Annotated in this window: 14 protein-coding genes and 1 rRNA gene; 1 reads left to right on the top strand and 14 read right to left on the bottom strand. The window is 51.2% G+C overall.

The window, feature by feature from the left end:
* Positions 1-12: 12 nt before the first annotated feature.
* From cysE to ACE41H_RS19365, 5 genes are all read right to left on the bottom strand, one after another.
* Positions 13-660: a serine O-acetyltransferase gene (gene cysE / locus ACE41H_RS19385; RefSeq protein WP_375357223.1), complete on the bottom strand. Its 648-nt coding sequence runs from the start codon at positions 658-660 to the stop codon at positions 13-15.
* A gap of 492 nt (positions 661-1,152) precedes the next feature.
* Positions 1,153-2,613, bottom strand: a complete 1,461-nt coding sequence (gltX, locus tag ACE41H_RS19380) for a glutamate--tRNA ligase (RefSeq protein WP_375357222.1) — start codon at positions 2,611-2,613, stop codon at positions 1,153-1,155.
* 27 nt (positions 2,614-2,640) lie between these two features.
* Entirely contained in the window at positions 2,641-3,132 is a 492-nt protein-coding gene (gene ispF, locus ACE41H_RS19375; RefSeq protein WP_375357221.1) for a 2-C-methyl-D-erythritol 2,4-cyclodiphosphate synthase, read from the bottom strand.
* Entirely contained in the window at positions 3,129-3,827 is a 699-nt protein-coding gene (gene ispD / locus ACE41H_RS19370; protein ID WP_375357220.1) for a 2-C-methyl-D-erythritol 4-phosphate cytidylyltransferase, read from the bottom strand. The genes ispF and ispD overlap by 4 nt, the downstream gene beginning before the upstream one ends.
* A gap of 96 nt (positions 3,828-3,923) precedes the next feature.
* The gene (locus tag ACE41H_RS19365) at positions 3,924-5,006 is read right to left on the bottom strand and encodes a PIN/TRAM domain-containing protein (RefSeq protein WP_375357219.1); all 1,083 of its coding nucleotides are present in this window, start codon (positions 5,004-5,006) and stop codon (positions 3,924-3,926) included.
* A gap of 225 nt (positions 5,007-5,231) precedes the next feature.
* Here ACE41H_RS19365 and ACE41H_RS19360 point away from each other — a divergent pair, with 225 nt between their 5' ends.
* Positions 5,232-5,627, top strand: coding sequence for a nucleoside triphosphate pyrophosphohydrolase family protein (locus tag ACE41H_RS19360; protein WP_375357218.1), 396 nt, complete (start codon positions 5,232-5,234; stop codon positions 5,625-5,627).
* Positions 5,628-5,911: 284 nt separating this feature from the next.
* Here ACE41H_RS19360 and pssA read toward each other — a convergent pair whose 3' ends face one another.
* The 9 genes from pssA to rrf form a co-directional block, all read right to left on the bottom strand.
* Positions 5,912-6,649 carry a CDP-diacylglycerol--serine O-phosphatidyltransferase gene (pssA, locus tag ACE41H_RS19355; RefSeq protein WP_375357217.1) on the bottom strand — a complete coding sequence of 246 codons (738 nt, stop codon included), beginning with the start codon at positions 6,647-6,649 and terminating at the stop codon, positions 5,912-5,914.
* 53 nt (positions 6,650-6,702) lie between these two features.
* Complete coding sequence (gene disA / locus ACE41H_RS19350) at positions 6,703-7,779, bottom strand: DNA integrity scanning diadenylate cyclase DisA (protein WP_375357216.1); 1,077 nt, start codon at positions 7,777-7,779, stop codon at positions 6,703-6,705.
* 14 nt (positions 7,780-7,793) lie between these two features.
* Complete coding sequence (radA, locus tag ACE41H_RS19345) at positions 7,794-9,164, bottom strand: DNA repair protein RadA (protein ID WP_375357215.1); 1,371 nt, start codon at positions 9,162-9,164, stop codon at positions 7,794-7,796.
* A 262-nt stretch (positions 9,165-9,426) separates the two neighbouring features.
* On the bottom strand, positions 9,427-11,871 hold the full coding sequence (clpC, locus tag ACE41H_RS19340; RefSeq protein WP_375357214.1) for an ATP-dependent protease ATP-binding subunit ClpC: 2,445 nt from the start codon (positions 11,869-11,871) through the stop codon (positions 9,427-9,429).
* A 52-nt stretch (positions 11,872-11,923) separates the two neighbouring features.
* On the bottom strand, positions 11,924-12,985 hold the full coding sequence (gene mcsB, locus ACE41H_RS19335) for a protein-arginine kinase McsB (RefSeq protein ID WP_375357213.1): 1,062 nt from the start codon (positions 12,983-12,985) through the stop codon (positions 11,924-11,926).
* Between the two features lie 30 nt (positions 12,986-13,015).
* Positions 13,016-13,540: a protein-arginine kinase activator protein McsA gene (mcsA, locus tag ACE41H_RS19330; protein WP_375357212.1), complete on the bottom strand. Its 525-nt coding sequence runs from the start codon at positions 13,538-13,540 to the stop codon at positions 13,016-13,018.
* A gap of 51 nt (positions 13,541-13,591) precedes the next feature.
* Complete coding sequence (locus ACE41H_RS19325; protein WP_375357211.1) at positions 13,592-14,053, bottom strand: CtsR family transcriptional regulator; 462 nt, start codon at positions 14,051-14,053, stop codon at positions 13,592-13,594.
* A 419-nt stretch (positions 14,054-14,472) separates the two neighbouring features.
* Positions 14,473-15,642, bottom strand: a complete 1,170-nt coding sequence (locus ACE41H_RS19320) for a GNAT family N-acetyltransferase (RefSeq protein ID WP_375357210.1) — start codon at positions 15,640-15,642, stop codon at positions 14,473-14,475.
* Positions 15,643-15,819: 177 nt separating this feature from the next.
* Positions 15,820-15,893: ribosomal RNA gene (gene rrf, locus ACE41H_RS25315) — 5S ribosomal RNA — on the bottom strand; the annotation flags it as partial.

Here is a 15,893-nt window from a genome sequence, read left to right as displayed (position 1 = left end):
AAATTGTAATTGTTAATTGCATCCGGCTTTTTCCCGCTTCAGCTCGGCCACCTCGGAGCGCAGCCGTTCAATTTCCTCCTGCAGCGAGCGGATCGAATCGACTACCGGATCGGGCAGCTGATGACTGAGCCGGTCCTGGCGTTTGCCGTCCTGGCGCACGATTTTGCCGGGAATGCCGACAACCGTACTGTTCGGAGGAACCTCTTTTAATACGACAGAATTGGAGCCTATGTTGGATTGATCCCCGACCTTGAAGGAGCCCAAAATTTTCGCCCCTGACCCGATAACTACATTATTGCCGATGGTCGGATGTCTCTTTCCCTTTTCTTTCCCCGTACCGCCCAGGGTTACCCCCTGATAAATCACGACATCATTACCGATTTCACAGGTTTCGCCGATCACGATCCCCATGCCATGATCAATGAACAGACGTTCTCCAATGCGGGCGCCCGGATGTATTTCAATGCCTGTCATGAAACGGGAAAATTGCGATATGATACGGGAAAGTGTGCACCAGCGGCGTTTATAAAAGGCATGCGCAATCCGGTGCGCCCAAATGGCATGCAGTCCCGAGTAGGTGGAAACCACCTCCAGCTTGCTTCTTGCCGCCGGGTCGTTATCCAATACAGCCTGAATATCAGATCTCATTTGCCTGAACATGCCCTTCCCTCCTTGCTCCTTCTGTAAGGCAGCCGCCGAGTTTTTTGAATTACTGGCAAACGGGACAAGAAAAAAACGCCCCTGCAGCCTGTGCTGCAGAGACGTTTCACCGTGGTTCCACTCTGCTTGAGGTGTTCCATGCTTCCATAGACAGGGCAGAACACGCCACCTCCTCTTTCACGTCCTGTAACGCGGACGAAACGGTACAATCTGGCCGGCATGCCGGTTCAACTGCACAGCTCCCAGGCGCATTTCCACTGCAGGTCATTTGAACGGCTCTCAGCCCCGGGAAGCACCCTTGACCGTTCTCTCTGAAAAAATGTCCTGTTGCAGCGTACTTCTCCTGTTCCCAGCTTTTTAACTAAATCATTTATATGAAACAACGATCAATTTGACAAGCAAAATGTTGGTTTTCTGATGGAGTTTATTATAACGAAAAGAAAACAATCTGACAAGAAAGCAGCTTCAGCCGCTTCATGCTATAAAACGCGATTATCCCTTGATCTGAGAGCGGAGACGGTCCAATACCGTATCCCGTCCAAGCAGATATATCGTTTCATTCAGGTCACGCCCGTGTGTCTGGCCGGTCAAAGCGACCCGGATGGGCATGAACAGCTGCTTGCCTTTAAAGCCTGTTTCCTTCTGTACCTCTTTGATTAGCACGGCCATCCGCGAAGCTGCAAATTCCTCGGATGCCTCAACCTTGTCGGCAAAAGCCTTAAGCACGACCGGGACCTGCTCTTCCGCCAGGATCGCTTTCCCTTCTGCATCCAGCTCCAGATGGGTGCGGAAAAATACGCCTGACAGTTGAACAATGTCCGATGCAGCTGTCATTTGCTCCTGATACAAACGGACAAGCGCCTTTGCCCATTCCTGCTGCTCCGCGGTGAGACTGGCCGGAAGGCGTCCGGCCTTCTGGAGGTACGGAACCGCCATGTCAGCGATCCGGTCAGGATCGGCGTGTTTAATATAATGGTTGTTCAAATGCGCCAGCTTGTTCGGATCAAACACAGCCGGGCTTTTGGACAAACGGTTGGCGTCAAAAATTTCAATCAGCCGCTCTTTGCTGTAAATCTCCTCTTCACCTTCCGGAGACCAGCCGAGCAGGGCAATGAAGTTGAACATGGCTTCAGGCAAATACCCAAGGTTGTCATACTGCTCCATAAATTGAATGATGGATTCATTCCGTTTGCTGAGCTTTTTGTGATCCTCGCCGACGATCAGCGTCATATGCCCGAAGATCGGCGGCTCCCAGCCCAGAGCTTCATAAATCATCAGCTGGCGCGGAGTGTTGGAAATATGGTCTTCGCCGCGCAGCACATGAGTGATTTTCATCAAATGGTCGTCAACGGCCACCGCAAAGTTGTAGGTAGGAATGCCGTCTTTTTTGACGATGACAAAATCGCCCGTCTCTTTGGAGTTAAACGTAATTTTGCCTTTTACCATATCATCAAACGTATATTCCCGCTCATCAGGCACGCGGAAACGGATGCTCGGTATACGTCCCTCCGCTTCGAAGGCCTGGCGCTGCTCAAGAGTGAGGTTGCGGTGCTTGCCGGAATAGCGCGGCGTCTCGCCGCGGGCAAGCTGCTCCTCCCGTTCCTGCTCCAGTTCTTCCTCCGTACAATAGCAGTGGTAAGCGAGGCCTTGGTCCAGCAGCTCCTGCCAATAGACCTTGTAAATGTCCAGGCGCTCCGTCTGGCGGTACGGCCCGTGTTCCCCGCCGACATCCACGCTTTCATCCCAATCGATGCCGAGCCATTTCAGATACTTCAGCTGGCTCTCTTCCCCGCCTTCAATATTGCGTTTCACATCTGTATCTTCAATCCGGATAATGAATTTTCCGCCCTGGTTTCTGGCATATAAATAGTTGAACAGCGCCGTTCTGGCATTGCCGATATGCAGATGTCCTGTCGGACTTGGCGCATAGCGTACACGAACCTCAGTGCTCATGTATATCCCCTCCGTGTCTCTAATCTCTCAAGATGATAGCATACCCTTGACAAGGCAGACAACAGACTGTGCCGCAATGCCCTCACCACGGCCCGTAAATCCGAGCTGCTCTGTCGTGGTCGCTTTGACGTTCACCTGGCTTGGGTCCTCCGCCCCAAGAGCGCGGGCGATCACCTCCACCATCTGCGGTATGTATGGGGCCATCTTTGGCTTCTGAGCGATGATCGTTGCATCGACGTTGCCGAGCCGGTAGCCCTGCTCCTGGGCAAGCGCCCAGACATGCTCCAGCAGCTTAAGGCTATCCGCATCCTTGAAGGCCGGATCATTGTCCGGAAAATGCTTCCCGATATCGCCGAGCCCCAGTGCGCCCAGAACGGCATCCGTAATCGCATGCAGCAGCACATCGGCATCCGAGTGTCCAAGCAGTCCTTTCTCATAAGGGATCGTCACCCCGCCGATAATGCACGGCCTTCCCTCCACCAGCTGATGAACATCAAAACCTTGTCCTATACGAATCATCTTGCGTCCTCTCCCTCTGTGCTTGTCCATAATTGCGCAATATCCAAATCTTCCGGTGTCGTAATTTTAATATTGGTGTATTTCCCCTCTACAACCCGCACCGGAATGCCCAGCCGCTCGACGAGCATCGAATCATCAGTCCCGAGGAACCCCGCATACTCAGCAGCCTCATAGGCCCGCAGCAGATCAGAAAGACGAAAAGTCTGTGGCGTTTGAATGCTCCACAGACTCCGGCGATCCGGCGTAGCCGTAATCACCCCTTCTTCATTGACCTGCTTGATCGTATCCTTCACCGGCACAGCAAGTACGGAAGCGCCGAACTCCCGGGCAGTCTCCAGGCATCTCCGGATTTCATCCCGGCCCACGAACGGGCGGACACCGTCATGCACCATAACCCATTCGGTCTGCAGGCATTCCAGTCCGCGGTATACGGAATGCTGTCGTTCGGAGCCCCCTGCGATGACGTCCGTAACTTTAGCGACCTGATGCCTGTCAATCCACTCCCGACACCGCTGCACATCATCCGCTCCGGTAACGAGTACGATTCCGCTTACCTCGGGCACAGCCGCGAACGCCTCAAGCGTGTATATAAAAACAGGTTTGTCCTGCAGCAGCAGAAACTGCTTGCTCTCCGCAGTTCCCATGCGGGTGCCGCGTCCCGCCGCCACAACGACGACGCCCAAGCTGTTGTTCATAGCGCGAATCCCGCCTTAACGTCAGTATGATATATGGAATGGAACGAACCGGATCTTCATCCCGGGCTCTTTCATCCAGCTATCATCATACCGCTTTTACTGGGCTTTTTCCAATAATTTTGGCTTGGCAAAGATCATTCGGCCCGCCGACGTCTGGAGCACGCTGGTCACCAGCACCTCCATCGTCGTCCCGATATAATCCCGTCCGCCTTCCACCACAATCATCGTTCCGTCGTCAAGATAAGCAACACCCTGACCGTACTCCTTGCCGTCCTTGATGATCTGCACCATGATTTCTTCTCCCGGAAGCACGACAGGCTTGACTGCATTAGCCAGATCATTGATATTCAGCACGGATACCCCTTGCAGCTCGCATACCTTGTTCAGATTAAAATCATTGGTTACAACCTTGCCCTGCAGCACCTTGGCCAGTTTGACGAGCTTGCTGTCCACCTCAGAGATCTCCTCAAAGTCCCCCTCGTAAATGAGAACCTTCACGTCAAGCTCCTTCTGGATTTTATTGAGGATGTCCAGTCCGCGCCGGCCGCGGTTGCGCTTGAGCAAATCGGAGGAATCCGCGATATGCTGCAGCTCTTCCAGCACAAATTCAGGGATGACAATAGTCCCTTCAATGAAACCCGTCTTGCAAATATCTGCAATTCTTCCGTCAATGATGACACTCGTATCCAAAATTTTATGCTCCTCGATTCGCCGGCCCTCCTCCACCTCCTCGCGTCCAAACCTGCCTGATTTCCAGAAGGAAGCCAGATCTTCCCGTTTTTCCAGCCCCACCATAAGACCGATATAACCGCAAACGATCATGACGCCTACTTGCAAAATCTGCCCGGCTTGTCCAAGCCAGGACAGACCCGGGTACAGCAGGATCGACAATATCAGCCCGGCGGCAAGTCCTGTCGTGCCAGCAGCCATTTCATTCATCGGAATTTTGGACAGATCCTCAATTCCTTTCTGCAGCCGATGCGCAGCTGCCGTGCCCGCGATACTGCAGAGCACCATGAACAGCACCGCACCAACAACCACCCAGATGAAGCCGCCCGCAGCGGTCGTTCTCATCCATTCCGGCATCCAGGACACGGTCCCGGACGCTTTTTGAAACAATGTGTAACCGAACCATGAACCGCATAAACCGGTAAAAATTAAGATAGCCTTTCTCCACATCGAATCCTACACCTCCTAAAACCTTTCAATTCCAAAATTTAGTTCCTTCTTTATTCAGTATGGTCCACTTTCATCTCTGATAATCGCTGGATGTAAATTTTTTACACAGCGTATACTTCCATGGAACCCCTAGCAGAATCCTTCTTTGGAATTTTATGTTGAAAGCCTGCAATTGGCTGTCTTATAATAAAATTATTCCTAATAACTAGAGGTGGGTAGCGATATATGAGCGCACAAAGCTTACATGCTTTTCAGGATCAGGTTTCCGAATTGCTGCTCCGTCACCGCAGTCTGCTGGACATTTTGTCCAAGACTGGCCAATCAGGCGCTGCCGTTAACCGCGTGGTTGCCAAATCTGTTACCGAGTGCGGCTGTATAGAGCTTCATGCCAGGAAACAGGACTATGAACCGGAAAGCGGGCTTGAACAAGCCAAAGTACTGCTGGACAATCACGTGCAGGGGCAGCTGTGCGAGAATTGCAGGGAAGCAATCACCGCCGAGCTGGGACGTAGTCTTTTTTACATGTCGGCCCTATGTAACTTGCTGGATATCCGTCTGGAAGACGTTGTTGAGAAGGAATCGCGCAAATGCTCCACTTTAGGTTTATTTAATATGTCCTGACCGTTTATATACCTCAGCAAGCATTACTCTACAAAAAAAAGCATTTATTTCGCCTGGATCATCAGGGAAATAAATGCTTTTTATTTTAGATGCGTGTTCAAAAAGTCAGGTTTTCAGCACCGAGAAGGTTGAATGAAGCTAGGGACTGAGGAGCGGAGCGTACTTGGGGTACGTGAGCACCGGAAGTCCCGGCTGAATTCAAGATTCGATGTCGAGCCCGCTTCCTGACTTACTTCGTGATCAAAAGATGACTTTTTGAACTACCTCTATAAGTATTTGATTGATCAACGCTCCGAGTGACGATAGCTACTGCTGTCCTCGGCATGACGGCGTTTGGCGCGTCTTTTTCTGGCAATTGCTTGAATGTTATGCTTCATGCCATATACCGCATAAAGCACAAGCGGCACAAAGATCAGCTTCGAGAGCTGATCGGAAAACTGGACAGCAACCACCACGGCACCGATCACAACGAGCGGTGCGATCCACACAGCCTTTTTGGGCAAGCCCACCCGTTTGAAATTGGGATACTTCAGCGAACTGACCATCAGGTAAGACAACAGCAGGGTAGCGACAGCCATCGAGAAGAGAGAGATGTCTTCATGAAACAGGGATAATGTAGCAAGTACGCCCCCTGCCGCAGGAATCGGAAGTCCTGTAAAATACCCGGCTGCTCCACCAACCACGTTAAAACGGGCCAGTCGAAGCGCTCCGCACATCGGAAAGATGGCCGTTACCGTCCAGGCCAAGGCAGGACTGGCTGATTGAAGGGCTACAAAATACATGATTACCGCCGGAGCGACGCCAAAGGAAATGACATCAGATAATGAGTCCAGCTCTTTGCCGAATTCACTTTGCGCGTTTAACGCCCTCGCTACACGACCGTCCAAACCATCCAACAACATGGCGACAATAACCATAATGGCTGCATGACTGTATTGACCATCGATAGCCATTAGAATGGCGATTATTCCGAGAAACAGATTACCAAGGGTAAACATGTTCGGAACAGATTTCATAATCATTGCTTCACCTCATAAAATCACGGATCAAATAACATCCACCAATTGTATGTTATTTACATTTGCCTGTCAATGAAAACCTGCTCTTGTAAACGTTTCAAGCCTTCCTTGATCGTGCGGGCACGCACCTCGCCAATACCGTCGACTTCATCCAGTTCCTCAATCGTCGCCATCATGACAAGGGGCAGCTGATTAAAACGTTCCACGAGGTTATGAATAATAACGTTAGGCAGGCGCGGAATTTTGTTCAGCACCCGATATCCGCGAGGAGCGACATAATCTTCGGATACGGCTGCGGAAGAAGGATAACCAAGCAACCGTACGATATGATTCATATCCAGCAGCTCCTCGTCGGTCAAATGCTTCAGCCCGTTGATGATTTCACGAATCTTCTCGTCGCTGACTTCCTTGGCGTAGTCTTTGTACAGCAGCCAGGCTTCTTCCACGGTATTGCCGATCAACTCCTCCATTTGCATGTTGATCAAACGCCCTTCATTGCCCAGCTCATTGACAAAGCGCTTGATTTCCATTTTAATGCGCAGCACCATTTGGGTCCGCTGGATCACATTGACCACTTCAGGGAGGGTGACAAGCTCCTCAAATTCGGAGGCGGTCAGGTTGGTCAGCGACTGTGTCAGGACGGATTTATATTTCTCCAGTGTTTGAATCGCCTGATTGGCCTTGCTCAAAATGACACCGATTTCTTTTAAGGAGTAACGAAGTGTACCTTGGTACAATGTTATAATATTACGGCGCTGCGAAATGGACACAACCAGCTTGCCCGTCTGCTTGGCGACCCGCTCAGCCGTCCGGTGCCGGATGCCCGTTTCGCTGGAAGAAATTGAGGAGTCCGGAATCAGCTGCGTGTTGGCATACAAAATCCGCTTGAGATCCTCGCTGAGGATGATGGCTCCGTCCATTTTGGCCAATTCATATAAATAGTTCGGGGAAAAATCACAGTTAATCGAAAAGCCCCCATCCACCACTTCCATAACCTCCGGACTGTAGCCCACCACAAGCAGCGCGCCAGTCTTGGCACGAAGCACATTTTCCAGTCCCTCACGAAAAGGTGTACCTGGCGCCACCAGCCGCAGCAGGTCATTCATTTTTTCCAGTTGGCTCGATTCTTTCATGTTTTCGTTGCCCCCTAATTTAATGCGGCTGCTAGTGCATCTGCCACAGTTCCGACTCCAATGATTTCCAACCCCTTGGGAGGTGTCCACCCCTTAAGGCTTTTCTCAGGCATGATCACCCTTTTGAAGCCCAGCTTCTCCGCTTCCCGCACGCGCTGCTCAGCCCGGGATACGGCACGCACCTCGCCGGTCAACCCCACTTCGCCAAAAATAACGTCATATGGCTTGGTCGGCATATCCTTGAAGCTTGACGCAATGCTTACCGCAATGGCCAGATCCACAGCAGGCTCATCCAATCTTACGCCTCCAGCCACGTTCAGATAAGCATCCTGGTTCTGTAAAAACATGCCCATACGCTTCTCTAATACAGCTATGATCAACCCCATACGATGGTGATCCACTCCAGTGCCCATTCTGCGTGGTGACGGGAAGTGCGTGGTTGCGATCAACGCCTGCAGCTCGACCAGCACCGGCCTTGTGCCTTCCATGCTGGCCACCACCGTAGAGCCTGCCACACCAAGGGGCCGTTCCGACAGAAACAGCTCGGAAGGATTGGCAACTTCGCGCAGCCCCTCTTCGCCCATTTCGAAAATTCCCATCTCATTCGTTGAACCGAAACGGTTCTTCACCGCGCGCAGCAGCCGGTACGTATGATGTCGTTCTCCTTCAAAATACAGGACACAGTCCACCATATGCTCCAGAAGACGAGGACCCGCAATAGCCCCTTCCTTCGTAACATGTCCGACAAGCACAGTAGCGATGCCCAGCCCTTTGGCAATGCGCATGAAGCGGGCGGTACATTCGCGCACCTGTGCTACGCTGCCAGGGGCGCTGGTCACTTCCGGCAAATACACTGTCTGTATGGAGTCAATGACCAGGAACTGGGGCTTCATGTTGTCTACGGCCTCTTCGATGGTCTCCAGATTGGTTTCGCAAAGGACATACAGGTTGGGAGATAAGGCACCAAGGCGGTCAGCCCGCAGCTTGGTCTGGCGCACCGACTCCTCGCCGGAGACATAAAGCACGCGAAGCCCGGTGCGGGCCAATTCATTAGATGTTTGCAGGAGCAGCGTAGATTTGCCGATTCCAGGGTCGCCCCCGACCAACACCAGGGAGCCCGGAACAACTCCGCCGCCAAGCACACGGTTCAATTCCGTGATTCCCGTCAGGATTCTCGGCTCCTGATCACTTTCAATTTCCACGATGGGAAGCGGCTTCTCTTTACTATTATGAAAAAGGGATGAATTCATCCCGGCGGTTTTTACCACAGTCTCCGTTGCTTCGATCATGGAGTTCCAGGCCTGGCAGCCCGGGCACTTGCCATACCACTTCGGAGATTCATATCCGCACTCTGTGCAGTAAAATTTAGTTTTTACTTTGGCCATTCAATTCTCCTTGCGATTATTCGACATCCTTGTCGTATTTCGTCGGCCTTGATTAAAAAAAAGCTTCAGTATTAAAAGTTTACCATTGAACCAGAGGGCCGTAAAGCAATATCACAAACTCTTCCAAGCGTTTTGCCGTATGGGAACAGGCTGATACAGACAAGAAAAAAAGGCTGCTTCCGCCGCGGTTCGTCCACGGGGAACAGCCTTTTTCCTGTTCGCTATTTTTCTCTCAAGCAGCCTCGGTCACCAATGACCGGCCTCAGGATTTTGCCGTTACGTTATCCTTCTTGGTTACGGTCAACTCGCCATTGTACTCATCGATCAGAAGCGAATCGCCTTTGGTAATACTGCCTTTCAGCATCTCCTCGGACAAGCGGTCCTCAATATGCTTCTGGATCGCCCGGCGAAGCGGTCTTGCTCCATAGGCCGGATCGAAGCCCTCCTTGGCCAGAAACGCCTTCGCTTTATCCGTCAGTTCGAAGTCGACATTGTACTCGTTCAGACGCTTGCGCAGCTCTTCGGACATGAGCGAAACGATTTGGCCGATATGCTGCTCTTCCAGCGAGTGGAAGACGATCGTTTCATCGATCCGGTTAAGGAACTCCGGACGGAAGCTTTTCTTCAGCTCATCCATCACTTTGCCCTTCATTTTGTCATAATTCGCACCGGCATCGGCTACGGCCGTAAATCCGAGCGTAGAATTACGTTTGATGGCTTCTGCCCCAACGTTGGAGGTCAGAATGATCAGCGTATTGCGGAAATCCACCACCCGTCCTTTGGAGTCTGTCAGCCGGCCGTCTTCCAGTACCTGCAGGAGGATGTTGAACACTTCCGGATGCGCTTTTTCAATTTCATCCAGCAGCACGACAGAATATGGCTTGCGGCGCACTTTCTCGGTCAGCTGTCCGCCTTCATCATATCCGACGTATCCCGGAGGAGCTCCGACGAGACGGGATGTGGAATGCTTCTCCATGTACTCGGACATGTCAATCCGGATGACCGCATTTTCATCACCGAACATCGCTTCTGCCAATGCGCGGGCCAGCTCGGTTTTCCCTACCCCTGTTGGTCCAAGGAAGATGAAGGAGCCCATCGGGCGCTTCGGATCCTTCAGGCCGGCGCGGGCGCGGCGGATGGCGCGGCTGACTGCTTTAACCGCCTCATCCTGGCCGATCACACGCTCATGCAGCAGCTGTTCCATATTCAGCAGACGTTCGGTTTCTTCTTCCTTCAGCTTGCTGACAGGAACGCCGGTCCAGATCGAAACTACCTGTGCAATATCTTCCGGGGTCACTTCGGAATCTGTACGGCCCTGCTTCTCTTTCCATTGATTCCGGGTCATGTCCAGCTCTTCGCGGATCTTCTGCTCCGTGTCGCGCAGCGCGGCTGCCTTCTCGAATTCCTGGCTTTGCACCGCGGAGTCCTTCTCCTTGCGGATATCCTCCAGACGGTTTTCCAGCTCCTTCAGATTTGGCGGTACCGTGTAAGAGTTCAGCCTTACTTTGGAGCCCGCTTCATCAATCAGGTCAATCGCTTTGTCAGGCAGGAAGCGGTCTGTAATGTACCGGTCAGACAATTTTACGGCTGCTTCAATCGCTTCATCCGTAATTTTTACTCTATGATGCGCCTCGTAACGATCCCGCAGACCATGCAGGATTTGAATCGCTTCTTCCGGAGACGGCTGATCCACCGTAATTGGCTGGAAGCGGCGTTCGAGAGCGGCATCTTTTTCAATATATTTGCGGTATTCATCAAGCGTCGTTGCACCGATACATTGGAGTTCACCGCGTGCCAGAGCCGGCTTCAGAATATTGGAGGCGTCAATCGCCCCTTCTGCGCCGCCAGCGCCGATCAGCGTATGCAGCTCGTCAATGAAGAGGATGATATTGCCCGCTTGACGAATCTCATCCATAATTTTTTTGAGGCGGTCTTCAAATTCACCGCGATATTTCGTACCTGCAACGACAGAACCCATATCCAGCGTCATCACACGCTTGTCGCGCAGCGTTTCAGGGATCTCATTCGCAATAATTTTCTGCGCCAGCCCCTCTGCAATGGCCGTTTTACCAACACCAGGCTCACCGATCAATACCGGATTATTCTTGGTACGACGGCTCAGCACCTGAATGACACGCTCAATTTCCTTGCTTCGTCCGATTACTGGGTCCAGGTTGCTTTCCTTCGCGGAAGCCGTCAGGTCGCGGGCCAGACTATCCAGCGTAGGGGTGCTGACATTCGAAGGAGCACCACTGTTGCTGGACACTGCCTCACTGCTGCCAAGCAGTTGAAGCACCTGCTGACGTGCTTTGTTCAGGCTGATGCCCAGATTGTTCAGCACACGCGCGGCAACACCCTCCCCTTCCCGGATCAGGCCAAGCAAGATATGCTCTGTCCCTACATAGGTATGGCCCAATTTCCGTGCTTCATCCATGGAAAGCTCAATCACTTTTTTGGCGCGAGGTGTGTAAGCGATGTTCGTAGGCTGCTCCTGACCACGGCCAATCAACGTTTCCACTTCGTCCTGGATTTTCTCCAGACCAAGGCTGAGACCGATCAGAGCTTTAGCCGCAATCCCATCACCTTCGCGAATCAAACCAAGCAGAATGTGTTCTGTTCCGATATTGTTATGTCCCAGGCGCACTGCCTCCTCCTGAGCCAAAGCGAGTACCTTCTGCGCTCGTTCCGTAAATCTTCCGAACATCATATTGTCCTGCACCTCCACTAAAAAATTTAATTCTGTAGACTATTATGGCTTCTTATGCGGTTCCCAGCTGTTCGCGGATCAGCTTGGCCCGGTACATATCACGCTCACCGGCACCCAGCGCTTCCCCGAACTTTTTCTGCAAAAAACCGGGCTGAGTCATGACATTCAACTCATTCAGTACCGGTATGGAGGGATTCTCAAGTATACCAAGATCCACGCCAAGGCGAATATCCGATAACCGCTGTGCCGCCTCCTTTGAATCCACTACAGCGGCATAGGACAGTATCCCGAAGGATCGCATCACCCTATCTGTAATCCGCAGCATGGACTCGCTCATAAGTCTGGATCTGGCAGCCCGCTCATGCTCGATAATCTGAAGCACTACGCCGTGCAGGTTCTCAATGATTTCCTCCTCGGTTGGCCCCAGGGTGATCTGATTGGATATCTGAAACAGATTGCCAATCGCCTCACTTCCCTCACCGTAGATGCCGCGCACTGTCAGCCCGACCTGGGAGACAGCCGATAAAATGCGGTTAATCTGGTGAGTCATGACCAAAGCAGGCAGATGCATCATCACCGAGGCCCGAAGGCCGGTTCCGACATTTGTAGGACAGCTCGTCAGATAGCCCCGCTGATCATCAAACGCGTAATCCAGATGCGCTTCAAACGCGTCATCAATAGCGGTGGCATTCTGCCATGCATCCTTTACCTGACATCCCGGATATAGACATTGTATACGAAGATGGTCTTCTTCGTTGATCATGATACTGACAGATTCGTCTTCATTGATCACCGCCGCCCCGTTACGGGACTCGGAAGCCAGATTCGGGCTGATCAAATGTTTTTCAACCAGCACTTTTTTATCCAGTTCTTCAGTGTCCGCCATTTTGACGATATGGAATGGACCAAACCGGTTAATATCCTCATGGCGCAGAACGACCGTCAGTTTATTCAGCACATCCTCGGACTGCTGGTTGGTAGCGAGCATCGGAAAAGGCAGATGCTGCAGGTTCCGTGCAATCCTGACCCGGCTGCTTATGACGATCTCGGAGTCTGCAGCATCTGTGCGCATCCAATCGCTAAGCGGTCTTTCCGTAAAGCGGAGATTGGGCATAAACGCATCCCTCCTACTCTTAACAAGACTTTACTCCTGTGCTATTTCTTTTTCAAGCTCTCGAATCTGATCTCGAATTTGCGCGGCGGATTCAAATTCTTCTGCGCGGATTTTGAACTGCAGCTCCTTCTTCAAGTCATCGATTCTGCGTCTGACCTTCATCCTGGCGCCGCTTCGTACCGGCACTTTACCCGCATGGGCAGTACTGCCGTGAACACGTTTGAACAACGGATCCAGACGGTCGTTAAAATATTTATAACAGGAGCTGCAGCCGAAACGGCCGATTTTGCTGAACTGCGCGTAAGTCATACCGCATTCCTCACAGCGGAGCAGCTGCGGGTTCTGTGTCCCTGCCGCCGCACTCTTGATTGTCGGATCAAAGTCGAGGAGGCCTGAAAGCAGACTGTGAATGGAGAAGCCATTCGACGTTCCGGGGATCAGCTCCCCTTTTTCCCTTGCACAGGTCTCACATATATGAAATTCGGTCTTCTCTCCGTTAATGATCTTCGTAAAATGGAGAGTTGCCGGCCTTTTACCACATTCCTGGCACAGCATGCACATACCTCCTTTACGTCAAAAGCCTAAATGACCGGTGGCAGCAGAGGACTATTTGGCCAAAAGCGCAATCAGCATCGCTTTTAGCAATCTGGCCCTCACCTGATCCCGGTAAGGAAGCTTTAAAGCAATGGTATCCCTGGATACCGCCGCTTTCATGATGGCAGCCTCCTTTTTGTTGAGAAATCCCCCTTCTTGCAGCTGGTAGATCAGCCCTTCTGCTGCGGATTGGCTAATCTCATCTCCTATGCTATGATGCAGATGCGTATGGAGTACGTGGTGAGCCGGGAGATCTACACGCTGAATGCGCACATAACCGCCGCCGCCGCGCTTGCTTTCCACAATGTATCCCTTTTCCAATGTAAAACGTGTGCTAATTACATAGTTAATCTGGGATGGCACGCAGGAAAAACGGTCAGCCAGGTCATTGCGCTGGATTTCCACAATGCCCTCAGTACTTTCAATTAACATGCTTTTTAAATATTGTTCAATAATATCGGAGACATTCCGCACATTTCATCATCCTCCACCGACAAAAATGTGAAGTCTTTTTTCACATTTACAGAATATGCCGTATATTGAACTTAACCAAACCGGAAAGTCACGAATCTGGAGTACGGCGTCCCCTCAGCCTGGTGATCGTCTGCACTCTGAACCAGTTCTTACGACTATGATCACGAATTAGTGTGACCTTTGACTCCCCCAATTCATACGCTGATCTTCTGAACAAGCCAGATTTGATGTAAAAATTCAATTCTTTGATCAAGTTGACTTTGACTTTCTTTGACTTTGTATTTATTATAACATAATTTTCTCATTTGCCAAGAGCTCAATTCCATTTTTCACAATATTTCTTTGATTCATTCATCGGAAGCCCTATCTCAAGCCAAAAAAGACCCTTTTCATCTCAGGAAAAGAGTCCTTGGCTTAATTTAAAAGAAGTCCATCAGGAAGGTTTGAGCGGAAGGAACCGTCTGCTCGAACAGATCCGCTGCCTCAGCGCTGCCCGTAAGCTTGCCCCAGCGGAACAACTCTTGCGGACGCTTATAACCGATCAGCATGGCTGATAACGCAGCTATATCACATTGGAGCTGGGCTTCGGTATTTTCATGGACAGGCTGGAGCCTTCCTTCTCCTTGCGCAGACACAGACAGCTTCCATGTTCCCTCATTCCAGGGCGCGTGTGTATCCGTGAGTGCCAAAGTGATTTCAGCTCCTTGTGCAGAGGACTGGAACGGGAACTGCTCTACAAACGCAGCCGCATCCACAATCCGGCCCATAAAATAAGGTATGATTTCCTGCTGGATGCGCGGGTCTGTCAGGAGATAGGAAAGAGAATCATTGGCCGGCATAAAGGTAAAGGTCCCTTTTTCAATCATGGAGTCGTGGTTTGCAAAGTACGTCCACAAGGCTCGACGCGCCTGTTCGCTCAGATAGACAAATTCGCCGCAGGAGAGCTCTTTTTTCTCCACTTTATACAAAACATACCCTTCAGGAGCGCCATTTTCCGCATAATAAACCGCTGTCTGATTATCTTCATCAAGTACGCGGTTCTTCCACCATTCCTCGTCTCTCACTAAAGTTCCGTTGAACCTTTGTGCATATTGCTGATACACCTTATTTAGTTCAGTTTTATCCCTGACGTTACGCTTGATCGTGCCTTCCACCGCCGTTTTGGCCGGAAACTTGTCTACAGGAATTGTGTATTTCTTGTATTCAACAAAGATTTCCCAGCCGAATTTCCGGTAAAAAGAGAAAGAAAACGGATGCAGGAAAGAAACAGTCTGCCCCGACGATTTCATTTGCTCAAGAGCATGCTTGAGCAGCCGGGACACCAACCCGCTGCGCCGCTTTTCCGGCCATGTCGCCACCCCGGCGATTCCTCCCATGGCAAACGGCTTTCCATGCAAGTACACCTGCAGCGGAAGCAGCGTAAACTTGGCATTCAGCTCTTCACCATCAAATACAGCCCACACTTGCTCAGGCTTGAATTTCTTTTTCTGCTCCTCAAGCTCTGCAGGAGACAAGGTGTATTGAAAAGCATATTGCGACAGTTCAACGCTGGCTTCGAACTCTTCATGACGCAGTTGCCTGATTTCCATATTCCCACCTCATATGTGTTTGTATGAAAGCAGTAATGCTAATGAAAGTGTCGCAAAGCCGCTCTGATCTGTCAACCATAATGACAAGTGACACACCTCACTATGAGGAGAGGTTTGATACTATTCTTCAAAAAAAGACAAAAACCACTGCCTATAATGACAGTGGTTTTACATTTTGCCTGGCAACGTCCTACTCTCCCAGGACCCTTCGGTCCAAGTACCATCGGCGCTGGAGGGCTTAACGGTCGTGT

This window comes from Paenibacillus enshidis, assembly GCF_042136365.1.
Classification (GTDB): Bacteria; Bacillota; Bacilli; order Paenibacillales; family Paenibacillaceae; genus Paenibacillus; species Paenibacillus enshidis.
Note: the sequence above shows the minus strand (reverse complement) of the source record. Positions and strands in the feature narration are given on the sequence as shown.

Coding starts and splice junctions, on each gene's coding strand:
- cysE (WP_375357223.1), bottom strand. CDS start 660: ATGTTCAGGCAAATGAGATCTGATATTCAGGCTGTATTGGATAACGAC.
- gltX (WP_375357222.1), bottom strand. CDS start 2,613: ATGAGCACTGAGGTTCGTGTACGCTATGCGCCAAGTCCGACAGGACAT.
- ispF (WP_375357221.1), bottom strand. CDS start 3,132: ATGATTCGTATAGGACAAGGTTTTGATGTTCATCAGCTGGTGGAGGGA.
- ispD (WP_375357220.1), bottom strand. CDS start 3,827: ATGAACAACAGCTTGGGCGTCGTCGTTGTGGCGGCGGGACGCGGCACC.
- ACE41H_RS19365 (WP_375357219.1), bottom strand. CDS start 5,006: ATGTGGAGAAAGGCTATCTTAATTTTTACCGGTTTATGCGGTTCATGG.
- ACE41H_RS19360 (WP_375357218.1), top strand. CDS start 5,232: ATGAGCGCACAAAGCTTACATGCTTTTCAGGATCAGGTTTCCGAATTG.
- pssA (WP_375357217.1), bottom strand. CDS start 6,649: ATGATTATGAAATCTGTTCCGAACATGTTTACCCTTGGTAATCTGTTT.
- disA (WP_375357216.1), bottom strand. CDS start 7,779: ATGAAAGAATCGAGCCAACTGGAAAAAATGAATGACCTGCTGCGGCTG.
- radA (WP_375357215.1), bottom strand. CDS start 9,164: ATGGCCAAAGTAAAAACTAAATTTTACTGCACAGAGTGCGGATATGAA.
- clpC (WP_375357214.1), bottom strand. CDS start 11,871: ATGATGTTCGGAAGATTTACGGAACGAGCGCAGAAGGTACTCGCTTTG.
- mcsB (WP_375357213.1), bottom strand. CDS start 12,985: ATGCCCAATCTCCGCTTTACGGAAAGACCGCTTAGCGATTGGATGCGC.
- mcsA (WP_375357212.1), bottom strand. CDS start 13,540: ATGCTGTGCCAGGAATGTGGTAAAAGGCCGGCAACTCTCCATTTTACG.
- ACE41H_RS19320 (WP_375357210.1), bottom strand. CDS start 15,642: ATGGAAATCAGGCAACTGCGTCATGAAGAGTTCGAAGCCAGCGTTGAA.